The sequence below is a fragment of the Litorivivens sp. genome, from assembly GCF_057445395.1.
This window is the reverse complement of record NZ_JBVBUV010000032.1, coordinates 1-14,615: the sequence shown is the minus strand read 5'-3', so window position 1 is coordinate 14,615 and position 14,615 is coordinate 1. Positions and strand designations below refer to the sequence as shown.

Here is a 14,615-nt window from a genome sequence, read left to right as displayed (position 1 = left end):
ACTGGCGTACAACGGAGCAGTTTCACCCTATCCAGAGTTTCCGCTGGGGCCTCGCGCCCCTCTTTTTCATTATCAATGCCTTCTGTCTACACTGTTAGCACGAGCAGACAGTGTTAAGTTTGTTGCGGGGGTAGTGATGGGCAGTGTTGCAATTGTTTCTCATGAAGCGTGTCTCGATCACAGCATGGGTTCCCGGCATCCAGAGGCACCGGCACGGTTGCGCGCCATTGTGAATCATCTAAAGGGCAGCGAGCTGGGCGATAGCCTGCGCTGGGAGCAACCTCCTGCGTCGCTGCGTGCACCGGTGCGAGCGCTGTGGTCGCAGGTGCATTCCCCCTCGCTAGTGCACACATTAACAGAGAGTGTGCCATCGCACGGCTTGACGTGGCTGGACGCGGACACCGCCCTATGCTGCGACACACTCAAGGCGGCGGAGTATGCTGGTGCAGCGGTATTACACGCAGTTGATCTGGTGTCTGCAGGCACTGTGGGCGCTGGGTTCTGCGCAGTTCGCCCACCGGGGCATCACGCCGAATATGACTCCGCCATGGGCTTTTGTTTTATTAACAATGCAGCACTAGCAGCTGCCTACCTGCGTGAACGCTATGCCGTGCAGCGTATCGCTATCTTGGATTTTGACGTACATCATGGCAATGGCACCTTTGATATCTTTTGTAACGACCCGGATACGCTGGTGTGTTCGAGCTATCAGCACCCATTTTATCCCGGGCGGCGGCTTGATTTGGATGCTGGCAATCTGATCTATACCCCGCTGGAGGCGGGTACTCGTGGAGCGGTAGCCCTGCGTGAAATGGAGCGGGTGTGGCTGCCGGCCCTTGCGGCCCATCGGCCGCAGTGGATTATCTTTTCGGCCGGCTTTGATGCGCACAAGGATGATCCCTTGGGTGGTTTGCACTGGGATAGCCAGGATTTTGGCGAGTTGACGCGGCTTCTATTGGGTTTTACAGGAGAGCCAAAGTGTCAGGTGCTTTCATTGCTTGAGGGGGGCTATAACCAAGCGGTACTTGGCGAGAGCGTTGAGTCGCATCTGGTCGCGTTGGCTGATGTTTGCGCAAGCACCTGAGTTTGCGGCTAAACTTACTCAGTACAATCACGGATTACGAAAATTGATAGGTCGACACACACTGTGTCAAACCGTCTGACATTAGGTCGAAAACGTTGCTGTCAAATAGCTCGCGGTGCTGCCGTAAAACTCTTGTGCCCGATCTGGGTAAGTCGTCGTTCCGGAAAGGTCTAATCTGCTCAGTGATAGGTTTTTCTGTTTTGTCGCCATTGCCTGTGACGGCAGGACATCACCGGATAGCAAGTGGGGCATCTTTGGATGCGCTTGCCGAGCTTTCCCTTGAAAAGCTCATGGAAATCGATGTCTTTTCTGTGAGTAAATCCAGTGAGCCGTGGCGTAAAGCAGCGGCTGCAATTCATGTGCTTACCGGCGACGACATCCTTCGCTCCGGAGTCACCAGTTTGCCTGACGCTTTGCGGTTGATACCGGGCGTGACCGTCGCGCAGATCAATGCTCACACCTGGGCGGTGACTGCTCGTGGATTCAATTCAACTCTGGCTGACAAGCTGGAAGTGTTGATGGATGGTCGCAGTCTTTACACACCGTTGTTTTCAGGCGTGTATTGGCAGAAGCACAACGTACCGCTGACGGATATTGAGCGCATAGAAGTTATTCGTGGTCCGGGTGCCGCGCTGTGGGGTGCCAATGCGGTGAACGGTGTTATCAATATCGTGACCAAATCAGCAAACGACACCATTGGCCATTCATTGACCGCGACGATGGCGAATACCGGTGATAGCACGACCTCAGTGCGCGGTGGTTACGCCTTGGAAAACGGTGCTGTCCGCGGTTATGTTCGCACTGATAAGGTAGACGATTATCGCGAGCGAACAGGTGTGGTGGCCGATGATTCCTATCGGTCGTCACGGGCCGGCTTTCGTGCTGACTTTAACATTGTCGGTGAATCGACACTGGCGTTGTGGGGGGAGACCTACCGCGATAGAGTTGATCGGGTGGGGGGGCGTGACGAAGAGCAAGCAAACGATTTCCTGATGGCGCGGTATGCGGTGGCAGAGCAGGGGCGGGAGCGATATGAAATCAGTGCCTTTATAGAAAAGAGCGAATACGATATTCCCGGACTCTTTACCGAGCAGCGTGAAACCTTTGAAACCGAGGCCAGAGGCTATTTTTATCCGGGCGAACGGCATGTACTGGTGGTCGGCGGCGGCTACCAAGTTACCCGCGACGACATCGACTCACCGAATCTGAATTCGCTGGGGTTTGTGCCTGCCGAGGCCACCGATGAAACGCTGGATATCTATATTCAGGATACCTACGATCTCATTGCGGAGCGACTCAAGCTGACAGCGGGCGTTAAAGCAGAGCGAAATGACTATTCAGGCTTGGAGGTGCAGCCTTCGCTGCGCATGGCTTGGACCCCCGATTCCGACACGACCTGGTGGGCGGCGGTATCACGTGCTGTGCGTATTCCTACGCGATTAGATGAAGACTTTGTCATTTACGCGCCCGCGCCCGCGCCTGCTGGCATAGCCATCATTCGCGGTAGTGACGAATTTGACGCTGAAGAACTCGTCGCGTGGGAATTTGGTTACAGAAAGAGCTTTTCTGTGCGAAGTAATATTGATATTGCTGTGTTTTATAACGAATACGACAAATTACGAGGTGTTGATAGCGCTTCGTTCCCGGCGTTAATTTCCAATGAAGGTGAAGGGCACAGTAGCGGCGTCGAAGTCGTCTACAACTGGCAACCCCACGAACAATTGCTGGCACAGGCGGCGTATAGCTATAACCATATCGATTTTGAGGCAGAACGTGGCAGCACTGACACCAGTATCGCCAATGCCAACCGCAATGATCCCCGTCATCAGGGGCTGCTACGCGTGAGTTGGGCCATCTCACCGACTTGGAACCTGGATGTGCGGTACCGTAACGTCAGTCATCTCCCTGATTTGGCGATTGACGGCTACGATGCAATTGATGCAAGCCTGCAGTGGCAGGCAAGTCCGGATTTATCACTTGGTCTGACTGGACGCAATCTATTTGATGGTCAGCATGCCGAGTTCGCAGCGGATAATCGAATTGTAGAAATACCACGCAGTATCCAGTTTCAGGCGACATGGAATTTTTGATGAGATGCTATAGTTGCCTACACAGAATGTTCAAGAGACGGCGCATGCTCGGTGTGCTGGTCGTCTTGCTGCTGGCCGGTCAACCTGCCCATTCGGAAGATATGGTTATTGGCGTGAAGGCGGCGTTTTTGTACAACTTCACCAAATTCATACAGTGGCCGGCCGTATCGTTTGACGCAGACAGCGATAGCCTCAATCTTTGTGTTACCGCAGATTTACAAGATGCCAATGTTGTGCGGCAGGTGGTGAGAGGCAAGAGTACGCAAAACAGGGCGATCGACTTTTACTATGTGACGGACCGTCGCGCATTGGCGCAGTGTCATTTGTGGTACGTCAGTAAGGAGGCTGCGCAGCGCAACCCAGATTGGTTTGACGAGGCTCGCCAGTATCCCCTGGTGGTAGTGGGTGAGGGTGATCGGTTTATTGACGAAAACGGCATGATTGGCTTGATGATTGTCGACGGCCGTATACGTTTCGCGGTTAATGAGCGACGGGCAAGCACCTCAAGCATTCACATCAGTAGCAAGTTGTTATCGCTCGCGCAACGAGTTGTGAGGTGACACTGTGCGAGTGTTAGATCGTCTCAGTGTATTGCCCATAAGCCGAAAAATTCTATTGGCCATTATTGTTACTAGCATGGTCGTTGTGGTGTTGATTACGTCAGTGAATGTTGTTTATGGCTGGTTTGATCTCAAGGCGCGCGCAAAGAATGAATTGTCGGCCACTGCCAGTATTTTTGCCAATAACGTATCGGCGGCCTTGACGTTCCGCGACGAACTTGCTGCTGAGCAGTTGCTGGAATCGCTTAAAGCGATGCCGCAGTTGGACCAAGCCTGTATTTACGAGCGCGCCGAATTGAACTTTCCTCTTTTTGCACAGTATCGTGCTTTAAATCCTTCCAATCCGTGCCCTCCGGTACTGGATAAAGTGCCTGAGCAAATGCCTGGATATATTCTCGAGACCCAAGAGGTCGTAGCCGGTGACGAGCGCGTGGGATACGTCTTTCTAAGCCGTTCAACGGCCGACCTGTCGGCGGCAATGCGTACCACCAGTACAATATCTCTAGGCATGGTTGTAGTTAGTTGCTTTATCGCCGTGGTGTTTTCCACGTTTTTTCGTCGCTTGATTGAAGATCCCATACATCGTCTTGTCGCAGTTACCCGGGAGGTGTCGTCTGGCGGCGATTTTGGCATTCGAGCTGAGAAATTCGCTGGCGATGAGATCGGCACGCTCTTTGACAGTTTCAATGCCATGCTTGAACAGATTCAGACTCGAGATGATGATCTGAAAAAAGCCCGTCTAGAGCTCGAGCAGCGGGTGGCTGAAACCGAGCAGGCCAATGCGACATTGAACGCGACCTTGACGCGGTTGAAGGAAACACAGGATCAATTGGTTCACCAGGAAAAAATGGCGTCGCTGGGTAGTCTGGTGGCTGGTGTCGCTCATGAAATAAACACCCCGATCGGTGTCGGCGTGACTGCAGCCTCGACCCTGCAGGGTGCAACCGAGGAAACGTCTGCGGCCTATGAGAATGGCAAGCTCACGGACAGTGGATTACGCAAGTTTATGGGCACAGCGACGCAATCAGCCAGCATTTTGCTAACTAACCTCAACCGCGCTGCGAGTCTGATTCAGAGTTTTAAACAAGTAGCGGTCGATCAGACCAGCAGTGAAGTACGAACTTTCAACCTGAGAGACTATCTCGACGAGGTCTTTCTGAGTTTGCGGCCGAAGCTCAAGAAGACTCACCTTGAGGTCTCGTTGAATGTGCCCGAAGAGCTCAATTTATATAGCTATCCGGGGGCGTTATCTCAAATCGTCACCAACTTTGTCATGAATTCACTGGTTCATGGCTATCCGGATAGCACGTCAGGTGAATTGTCTGTAGTGGTGGAAGATCTGGGTGAAGAAATTATTCTGCACTATCGTGATGATGGTGTCGGTATCAATACTACGGATCTGCAACGCGTATTCGACCCGTTTTTTACCACGCGGCGTGGCGCCGGCGGCAGCGGGCTGGGTATGCATATCGTTTACAATCTTGTCACCCAGCAGTTGAACGGCATTATCAAATTGGAGAGTGAGCCCGGTAAGGGCGTTCACGCCATGATACGCATGCCGAAAACGGTATCTGTGAAGGAGGCTGCTGTATGAGTAGTAGCGATGCACTCCGACTGGCCAGTGATGACCGGGGTAGGGACGGAGATGTGCCAACTCGACCCTGGCATCTTCTGGTCGTAGATGATGATGAGGAAATCCACACAGTTACGCGTTTGGCAATGCATGGTTTCGAATGCTGCGGGCGTCCGCTGGAGATCCATTCGGCGTACAGCGGCGCGGAGGCGATTGACATGCTTCGGCAACGCGATGACATTGCGCTGATCCTCCTGGATGTTGTCATGGAGACAGAAACCGCCGGACTGGATTGTGTCCACAAGATCCGCAATGAGCTTGGCAATCAGTTTGTGCGAATCGTATTGCGCACTGGGCAACCGGGACAGGCGCCCGAATACAAGGTCATTACTGAATACGATATCAATGACTACAAGGAAAAGACCGAACTTACCCGCCAAAAGCTTTTTACCTGCGTCTACACCAGCTTGACCAGTTATCGCGATCTGGTTGCGCTGGACCGCAATCGCAAGGGCCTTGTCAAGGTCATAGACTCATCGGCAGATCTGTTTGACCGCGATACCTTCGACGGCTTTGCTCAAGGTGTCATAGAGCAGTTGGCTGCCTTGCTTTATCTTGAGCAGGATTTTCTGGTCTTAAGTAGCTCGGGGCTGGCACTTGAAAAGCCCAATGGTCACATTCAGGTGGTAGCATCGACCGGACAGTTCGCGGGTGTTCAGGATGAAGTCGATCTGGACGACAAACATCCGCTGGTTCGACAGCGGATTGAAGACGCGATGAAGAATGAATATGAACAGGTATTTGGTGCCGATTATTTTGTAGCCTGTTATAACGCCGATGGGGCGGCACGGAATATCTTGTATATTACCGGCGAGCACCCCATCGATACTGCCGATCGCACGATTGTAGAGTTATTCGCGCGCAATGTTGCTATCGCACACCATAAATTGCTTTTAATAGAGCGCTATCAGGAACTTCTCAATGAATGATTTACTGCGTCTAGCGCCTGAGTCAGACGTTGTTCCTCAGTCGCCGGATGCGGAGCCCTGGAAAGTTCTGGTAGTCGACGATGAAGACGAAGTTCACCGTATAACCTACCTTGCCTTGTCAGATTTCTCCGTGGCGGATAGAAAGCTCGAATTTATCAGTGCGTATTCGGCCGCGCAGGCGCGTGAGAAAATCGTGGAGCACACGGACATCGCGCTTATTCTGCTCGATGTGGTGATGGAAACGGATGATGCCGGGCTTCAGTTTGCGCGGTTTGTTAGGCAGGAACTGGGAAACAGCTTTGTACGTATTATACTGCGCACAGGGCAACCGGGCATGGCGCCTGAACGTCAGGTTTTGAAAGTATATGACATCAACGACTATCGAGCGAAGACGGAGCTTACCCAAGATCGCTTGTACTCAGTGGTATATACAGCACTGGCCTCGTATCGGGACATGATGGCGCTGGCACGCAGCAGACAGCAACTGGTTGGTGTCGTCGACGAGCTGGAAACCCTGTCTGAAATTACTTCATCGCGCTATCTCAGAGCAGCGGCTGAGATAGTGGCTCTGTCGCAGAATCTGGCGCAGGAACTGGATGCGCAGCTGTCGACGTCGCAGCGCGAACAGTCGAAAATGCTGGTTGATAAGGCTCTTGACCTGCATCAAAACATTCATGAACTCGCTCGGTACGTGCAAAGCGGAAAATACAACGAGTTGCGCACACCACTTTCTTTGCGCGATGTTTTTGAACAGGTTTGTAAAAGCTTTTCCAGTGAACTGGAAGAGATTGGCGCGGAGATAACGGCAACACCGCTGCCGACGGTTGTCGGATCTCGGCGGCAGCTCAAGCAATTGTTTCACCACCTTCTGTCTAATGCCATTAAGTTTCGAAGCAACCGGCCTTTACAGGTTGATGTGAGTGCGGTGCGCGATCACGATGTGTGGCGCATCACTTTCGCTGACAACGGCGCTGGCATGCACGAGGCCGAGAGCAGTCAGGTGTTCTCCCTGTTCAAACGTGAAAATTGCAAGAGTATGCCGGCAGGCAGTGGTATTGGTCTGAATATCTGCCGCAAGATCGTGCGCTGGCACGGTGGCGACATCACCGTCGACAGTGAGCACGGTGTTGGTACATCTGTCAGGCTTACACTGCCTGTGGTTGCGTAAATGAATAAAGCGATGAACGCAGGGGAAGTTCAGCGAACTGCGTTTTTTGCGCAACTGGACCGCATTCTACGTGCCACAACGTTCGGAACAAAAACGCACTGTGTCATCGTGCTGGATATTGATCGCTTTCGTTTGGTCAACCAGGTATACGGTGAGCGGGGCGGCGCCCGGTGTTTGCATCACGTCTGGCAGGTGTTGACCTCACAGCTGTTGGAGGGAGACACCCTGTATTATCTGGGGGAAGATGCGTTTGCAATACTGTGCCCCTATCGATCTGCCGGTGAAATAATTACGTTTGCGCAGTCTTTGCTGACGGCGGTGGCAAAAAAAACGTGGCAGTGTGATCAGGTATCAGTGCCGCTAACATTATCGGCGGGAATTGCCCAGTCAGAGGATTCCGATAAGCGCGGCGATACTGTTTTTGCCCGAGCAGAATATGCCCTTTATCGTGCAAAGGCTGCTGGCGGCAATGAGGTTGAAAGCCAGCTCTCCGCTGTGGATGGTGGCGAGGAGGAGAGCGCGTCACTCTGGCCAGAACGTTTTCACCATGCTTTTCTGCATGATGGTTTCCAGGTTGATATCGATTCGCTGGAAATGGCCGGTGACAATCCGTTCTACATGGTTCGAACTTTTCTGATGGTGGGTAAACAGCGCGTTGCCCTGGAGACAATTCGCGACGATATTCGAGCCATGGACTTGCTGCTATCTGTTGATCGTTGGGTTATGTATAAATTATTTGAGAATCCAGTGGCTAATGTTAGTGGTGATGTTTGCGCCAATGTGATTCTACCCGTGAGTGCTGCATCGGTGCAGGCGCGTCAATTTATCAGAAATCTGGAACGGCAGTTAAAAGCAACAGATTTTCCGCCCCAGCGGCTCTGGCTGGCCGTGTCTGAATTGGATTTCCCGGTGTCTACAGCTCAACTCGATCAATTTTTGACGCAAGTCACTGCGTTGGGATGCCGCACCCTGTTGACAGATTTTGGCTGCGGGACTGGCAGTCTGGTTGCGCTGTTTGACCATACCGTAGAGGCAATCAGTCCTTTCCCCACGCTGGCCCAGCGCTCTTCCGAGGAGGTTGAGAGTGTCGTGACGGCGCTAAAGCTACTGTGCCAGCGCAGCGGAAAGCTGTTGTTCGATACACCGCTATAAGATGTGTCGCGGTCAGGCGGCTGCCAATGCCTGTCGTTGTTCTGCCCTTAGCGCGTAGAGCATGGTTTCGGCATCAGTAATGCGTTTCACCCGCTGCAGTAGGTCAGCAGCTTCCTGGTAGTGCAATTTCAGGTAGGCCAACCATTGTTTCAGCGGCGAGCAGGCGTGTCGAGGAACGCATTCGAGCTGGAGTTCACGCTGAAATCGTATCAGTTTTTCTACTGTGTCACGCCAGTGCATGGCGCTTGTTACATGCCCTTTCAACAGGCTGGCTAGCCCGGGCTGGGCCAGCAGTCCGCGGCCGATCATCACATCGTCACAACCGCTCACCGTTCGACAGCGGTGGTAATCCTGTTCTGACCATATTTCGCCATTGGCAACAATAGGAATGCCTACGTGTTCCCGCACGGTGGCTATGGCGCCCCAGTGTGCGGGCGGTTTGTAGCCTTGGGCTTTGGTGCGGGCATGGATGATCAGTTCGCTGGCGCCCGCCTGAGTAACCGCATGAGCAACATCCAGAAGCGGGGAACTGTCTTCATAGCCGAGCCTGATTTTAACGGTTAGTGGTATCGACTGCGGCAGACTGCTGCGAATGGTGGCGACAATGTCATGGATCAGCATTGGCTCATCGAGAAGGATTGAGCCGCCTCGGTGTTTGTTAACTGTTTTTGCCGGACAGCCGAAATTCAGGTCAATGCCGGCAGCCCCCAGTTGTGCTGCACGCGCAGCATTGTCGGCCATACAGTTGGCTTCACTGCCCAATAGCTGCAGATACACTGGTGTTCCCGCAGGTGTTGTGCTGCCGTGGTGTAGTTCCGGACAGTAGCGATAGAACACCCGCGGTGGCAGCAATTGCCGGGTAACGCGCACAAACTCGGTGACGCATCGGTCTATCCCGCCGACCTCTGTCAGCAGGGCGCGCATACGGGCGTTGACGACGCCTTCCATGGGAGCGAGATAGATTTTCATGGCTTGTAGGGGATATCTGGAGTGGTAGTTTGCAGGGTTTCAGGGCGCGCAGTATAGCCCGATGGCTGGCTTGAACAAAACCCGCGTAAATAGTGTCAGTTGCCGCTCCAAGTTGTTCTCGGTAGAGTGAGTTGTCAAAGGCGATAATCCAATATTGGTCTTCGGGTAGCTATCTGAAGCAGGGAGTGGGGCTGTGGCGACAAGTCTATTGGCCGGCGGGCTGGAACTGATGGTATTTGGTATGGGCACAGTATTTGTGTTCCTGACAGTTCTGGTTCTGGTGACAGCGACCATGTCGCGACTGGTGCAGCATTTCAGCCCTGAGCAGGCTCCGCCCAATACGCCGTCGCCAGAGCCTTCCCCGGAAACACTTGCAGTTATTTCAGCGGCGATCCATAAGCATCGTCAGGTACAACGTTCTTCTCATTGATCAGGGATTTTCCTCATGACAGTGAATAAACGCCCCCTGGGTATTACCGACGTGGTATTGCGTGACGCCCATCAATCACTTCTGGCTACCCGCTTTCGGCTGGATGACATGCTGCCCATCGCAGAAAAACTCGATCAGGTTGGCTATTGGTCTCTGGAATCATGGGGTGGCGCCACCTTTGATGCCTGTATCCGCTATCTTGGCGAAGACCCCTGGGAGCGCATCCGGGAGCTGAAAAAGGCGATGCCCAATACGCCGCAGCAGATGCTTTTTCGTGGGCAAAATATTCTTGGGTATCGCCACTATGCCGACGATGTGGTGTCGCGATTTGTGGACCGGGCTGCCGACAATGGTGTCGATGTATTCCGCGTGTTTGATGCCATGAATGACCCGCGTAATCTGGAGACCGCACTGACCGCAGTGCGCAAAGTTGGCAAGCACGCCCAAGGTACCATTGCCTACACCCTGAGCCCGGTACACACCATTGAGAGCTGGGTAGCGCTGGCCAAAACGATCGCATCGATGGGGGCGGACTCCATCGCCATTAAGGATATGGCGGGTTTGCTCAAACCCTCTATGGCCTACGAACTGGTTTACCGCCTTAAGAAGGAATTGAAGGTGCCGGTGCATCTGCATTGTCATGCAACCACCGGCCTGTCGACCGCAACCGCCCTGAAAGCGATAGAAGCGGGCATTGATAATATCGACACCTCAATATCATCAATGAGCATGACCTACGGACATTCGCCTACGGAGTCCGTGGTGGCCATGCTGCAGGAAACAGATCGTGATACGGGCCTGGATTTGCATTTGCTGGAGGAAATTGCAGCGTATTTTCGTACGGTGCGCAAAAAGTACGCCAAATTCGAAGGTTCACTGCGCGGTGTCGATTCGCGGATACTGGTCGCTCAGGTTCCGGGCGGTATGCTGACAAACATGGAGAATCAGTTGCGTGAGCAGGGTGCTGCCGAGCGATTGGATGAGGTGTTACAGGAAATTCCTGCGGTGCGCGAAGATCTGGGATATATCCCTTTGGTGACCCCCACCTCACAGATTGTCGGCACTCAGGCCGTTATCAATGTGCTAACCGGTGAGCGTTATAAGTCTATCTCAAAAGAAACCGCCGGCGTGCTTAAGGGAGAGTACGGTGCTACACCTGCACCCGTGAACAAGGCCCTGCAGGCGGAAGTGCTTGGGGGGGCGGAGCCGGTAACTTGTCGACCAGCAGATTTGCTGGCACCCGAAGTGGAAAAACTTACGTTAGAACTGCGGGAACTGGCAAAGGATAAATCGATTCGTTTGGAACAGGGTGAGCGTGAAATTGATGATGTGCTGACCTACGCGCTATTCCCACAGATTGGCCTGAAATTTCTGCAAAATCGCGGTAACCCCGAGGCCTTTGAGCCGGCACCAGATGCCCAAAAAAACGAGCCTGATAAACCTGCGGTGAAGCCGGCGTCTGAGCCGGGGGTGTATACGGTAACGGTGTCGGGCAAGCGTTATGTGGTGGAGGTGGAAGAAGGTGGCGAAGTCAGTGCGGTCTCCGCCGCAAGCAATACCCAACCACCGCCGGCGGCCGGGGGCGCCCCTATCAATGCGCCGTTGGCGGGCAATATATTCAAAGTGAATGTCGGAGCCGGTGACCGAGTAACAGAAGGCGATGTGTTAATAATTCTGGAAGCCATGAAGATGGAGACAGAAGTGCGCGCACCGCGCTCAGGTATTATTGCGGCTGTCAAAGTAAGTGTTGGTGACAGTGTTTCGGTTGGCGATGTGCTGCTGGACCTGAGCTGATATGGATAACCTGTTGCGACTCTGGCTCGACTCCGGGCTGGCTAACATGACGCTGGGGCAGGCGGTGATGATCGCGATCTGCCTGCTTCTACTGTATTTGGCTATCAATCGTGGCTTTGAACCCCTGCTATTGGTGCCTATTGGTTTTGGTGGCGTTCTCGCTAATATTCCGGCGGCGGGGCTGGCCTACTCAGCGCTGGAAAATGCGGTGTGGGCTGCTGATCCGCAGATGCTGGCGGCACTGGCTGAGCTGCTGCAGGTGCACGATATTGGTGGCAAATCCTTGCTCAATGCCTGGGCTAGTGCGGACTATGCCGTGAAGCAGGCAGCCACCCAGCTCGCTCTGGATGCCGGCTACCATAATGGCATGCTCTACAACTTCTACGAGGTGGCTATCGGCAGCAGTGCAGCTCCGTTGATTATCTTTATGGGGGTGGGAGCGATGACAGATTTCGGGCCCCTGTTAGCCAATCCGAAGACGCTGTTTCTGGGGGCTGCAGCGCAGTTTGGTATTTTTGCGACGGTATTGGGTGCGGTTGGATTAAGTGCTCTTGGTTGGATGGACTTTTCACTGGCCGATGCAGCTGCCATTGGCATTATCGGTGGAGCCGATGGCCCGACTGCCATATATGTTGCCAGTATGCTGGCGCCGGACCTGCTCGGTGCAATCGCTGTTGCGGCTTATTCTTATATGGCGCTGGTGCCGCTGATTCAACCGCCCATTATCAGGGCCTTGACCACCCTTGAAGAACGCAAAATCGAGATGGTACAGCTGCGCACGGTGAGTAAGCGGGAGAAAATTTTCTTCCCGTTGTTGCTGCTGTTGTTGGTGGCCATGCTGTTGCCGGATGCAGCGCCGTTGTTGGGTATGTTCTGTTTTGGCAACCTGATGCGTGAATGTTCCGTGGTGGATCGTTTGTCCGATACCGCTCAGAATGCGCTGATCAATATCACGACGATTTTTCTCGGGCTATCAGTAGGCTCCAAGTTAAGTGCTGATAAGTTTCTGGATTTAAATACGCTGGGTATTCTGCTGTTGGGCGTGATCGCGTTCTGTATTGGTACTGCGGCAGGGGTGCTAATGGCAAAATTAATGAATGCGCTCAGTAAAGAGCCGATAAACCCACTGATCGGTTCGGCCGGGGTGTCGGCGGTACCGATGGCTGCCAGGGTGTCCAATAAAATGGGGCTCGAGGCAAACCCGCATAATTTCCTGCTGATGCATGCCATGGGCCCCAATGTCGCTGGGGTTATCGGCTCAGCGGTGGCAGCAGGGGTCATGATAACCCTGGTGGGTGGCTAACTACCGCTGGCGGCGTAAGACATTTACACTGCCAGTGGCAGGACAGTAGCTGGAGTGAAAGTAGATTGAGTAGTCGGCAGCATGTGGCGCTGGCAGTTATTTGGCTGGCCATTCTCAGCGGCAGTCTGGTGGCGTCGTTTGAACGCACGGAGCAGCGTGGCAGTACCCTGTCGCCGGGCGGCGCGCCGCTAACGGAGACTGACGACGCGTTTTTCGCCGACGATGCGGATTTCACATTTATGGATGACACCGCTGGGCAGGACGCCATTGCCCCGCAATTGTTGGGTATTGATGAGTATGACGAGCAGCCGCGCGCGCGTATTCGCGAAGGCCGGCAGCTAGCGGTCTTTGATGCAGGCGATGTTCTGCCGCAGAGCCAGGCGCGGGTAACGGCGATTTTGGACAACGCGGTGTTGATCAATAGCGATGGCGCCTATCATCTGCTGTGCTGTGTGCAGCCTTCCGGTCAAAAGCGCGAGGCAGTTGTGCCTGGAACCACCTTGGTGGATCTGCGGCGTAATCGGGAGGTCACGCAGGTGGCGCGCGCTTACCACTCACGACTTTACATCAATCCCCTGTCACTCATGGGGCGGGTAAAGGTTGTGCAGGCTACAATCTCCGGAAGGCTTGCTTACAAAGTTTACCCTGGCACGGATAAGCGCGCTTTTGCGCTATTTGGCCTGCGCCCGGGCGATGAGTTGATTGCTGTCAATGGTGTAGCACTGGCGTCCGGCAAGGCGGTGCCGGTATTGTATGAACAATTGGCGGCGGCTTCCCATATTGCGCTGACTGTACAGCGCGGCGGTGAAATGCTTGTCGTACTGCTTTCCCTTAACACCTCGGTTTGAGAAGAAGATGAAAAATACTATGTATGTTGAACGCCAGTGGGGTGGCGCCCTGGTTTATGTGTTGGCGTTTGTGGTTCTTTTGATTGCTGCAGGAACATTTCTGTATCAGCGCTATGTTGCGCCTCAGGTTGGTGATGTTCGTGTGGTATTGAATGCCATCACCGGTTCTGGCATCGATACACCGGAGGAGTCGTTACTTCGCGCAACCCTTGATGTGGATTCTCGGCTGGAAGTCACCATCTTTGCAGCCGACCTGCCCAATGCGCGCTGGTTGGCAGTCTCTGAGCGCAACGACGTACTGGTTTCGCGGCCGCGTAAGGGTGATATTGTACTGTTGCAGGCCGATGCCGACGGTGACGGTCGCGCGGAGGGCCGTGTCACACTGGTCGATGGCCTGAACATGCCCCACGGTATCGCGCTGATCGACAACTGGCTGTATATCGCTGAGCAGGATGCGATTGGACGTATCCGTTTTGATCAGGCCAACGGTGTCACGGTTGGGCCTTTCCAGCGGGTGCTCAGTGGCCTGCCCGGCGGCGGTAACCATTGGGCCAAAAGTATCGCGCAGGGGCCTGATGGCTGGCTGTATTTCAATGTGGGCTCATCCTGCAATGTCTGCATTGAGGCTGACACACGCCGGGGTACCTTGATGCGC

Annotated in this window: 13 protein-coding genes; 12 read left to right on the top strand and 1 reads right to left on the bottom strand. The window is 53.9% G+C overall.

The window, feature by feature from the left end; genetic code table 11:
* Positions 1-136: 136 nt before the first annotated feature.
* From AC222A_RS10725 to AC222A_RS10695, 7 genes are all read left to right on the top strand, one after another.
* Positions 137-1,084: a histone deacetylase family protein gene (locus AC222A_RS10725; protein ID WP_372763598.1), complete on the top strand. Its 948-nt coding sequence runs from the start codon at positions 137-139 to the stop codon at positions 1,082-1,084.
* A gap of 290 nt (positions 1,085-1,374) precedes the next feature.
* Positions 1,375-3,174, top strand: coding sequence for a TonB-dependent receptor plug domain-containing protein (locus tag AC222A_RS10720; RefSeq protein ID WP_372747258.1), 1,800 nt, complete (start codon positions 1,375-1,377; stop codon positions 3,172-3,174).
* A 44-nt stretch (positions 3,175-3,218) separates the two neighbouring features.
* Positions 3,219-3,734: a TOL_0243 family YfiR-like periplasmic protein gene (locus tag AC222A_RS10715; RefSeq protein WP_372747257.1), complete on the top strand. Its 516-nt coding sequence runs from the start codon at positions 3,219-3,221 to the stop codon at positions 3,732-3,734.
* A 4-nt stretch (positions 3,735-3,738) separates the two neighbouring features.
* Complete coding sequence (locus AC222A_RS10710; protein WP_372747256.1) at positions 3,739-5,328, top strand: ATP-binding protein; 1,590 nt, start codon at positions 3,739-3,741, stop codon at positions 5,326-5,328.
* Positions 5,325-6,296 (top strand): DUF3369 domain-containing protein, encoded by a 972-nt coding sequence (locus tag AC222A_RS10705; RefSeq protein WP_372747255.1) that lies wholly within the window; start codon positions 5,325-5,327, stop codon positions 6,294-6,296. The genes AC222A_RS10710 and AC222A_RS10705 overlap by 4 nt, the downstream gene beginning before the upstream one ends.
* A complete protein-coding gene (locus AC222A_RS10700; RefSeq protein WP_372797038.1) occupies positions 6,289-7,464 on the top strand; it encodes a sensor histidine kinase in 1,176 nt (391 codons plus the stop codon). Before AC222A_RS10705 ends, AC222A_RS10700 begins: the two co-directional genes overlap by 8 nt.
* A complete protein-coding gene (locus tag AC222A_RS10695; RefSeq protein WP_486774956.1) occupies positions 7,465-8,616 on the top strand; it encodes a bifunctional diguanylate cyclase/phosphodiesterase in 1,152 nt (383 codons plus the stop codon).
* Between the two features lie 12 nt (positions 8,617-8,628).
* On the opposite strand, the gene AC222A_RS10690 is transcribed toward AC222A_RS10695, so the two are convergent.
* Positions 8,629-9,585: a tRNA-dihydrouridine synthase gene (locus tag AC222A_RS10690; RefSeq protein WP_372747252.1), complete on the bottom strand. Its 957-nt coding sequence runs from the start codon at positions 9,583-9,585 to the stop codon at positions 8,629-8,631.
* A 193-nt stretch (positions 9,586-9,778) separates the two neighbouring features.
* Between AC222A_RS10690 and AC222A_RS10685 the strand changes: the two genes are divergently transcribed.
* The 5 genes from AC222A_RS10685 to AC222A_RS10665 all read left to right on the top strand — a co-directional run.
* Positions 9,779-10,015: an OadG family protein gene (locus AC222A_RS10685; protein ID WP_372747251.1), complete on the top strand. Its 237-nt coding sequence runs from the start codon at positions 9,779-9,781 to the stop codon at positions 10,013-10,015.
* A 15-nt stretch (positions 10,016-10,030) separates the two neighbouring features.
* Positions 10,031-11,809, top strand: a complete 1,779-nt coding sequence (gene oadA / locus AC222A_RS10680; RefSeq protein WP_486774955.1) for a sodium-extruding oxaloacetate decarboxylase subunit alpha — start codon at positions 10,031-10,033, stop codon at positions 11,807-11,809.
* Between the two features lies 1 nt (position 11,810).
* Positions 11,811-13,112, top strand: coding sequence for a sodium ion-translocating decarboxylase subunit beta (locus tag AC222A_RS10675; protein WP_486774954.1), 1,302 nt, complete (start codon positions 11,811-11,813; stop codon positions 13,110-13,112).
* A 65-nt stretch (positions 13,113-13,177) separates the two neighbouring features.
* Positions 13,178-13,960 (top strand): hypothetical protein, encoded by a 783-nt coding sequence (locus tag AC222A_RS10670; RefSeq protein WP_486774953.1) that lies wholly within the window; start codon positions 13,178-13,180, stop codon positions 13,958-13,960.
* Between the two features lie 7 nt (positions 13,961-13,967).
* Positions 13,968-14,615, top strand: a 648-nt coding sequence (locus tag AC222A_RS10665) for a PQQ-dependent sugar dehydrogenase (protein WP_486774952.1), incomplete at its 3' end; no start/stop codon positions are given.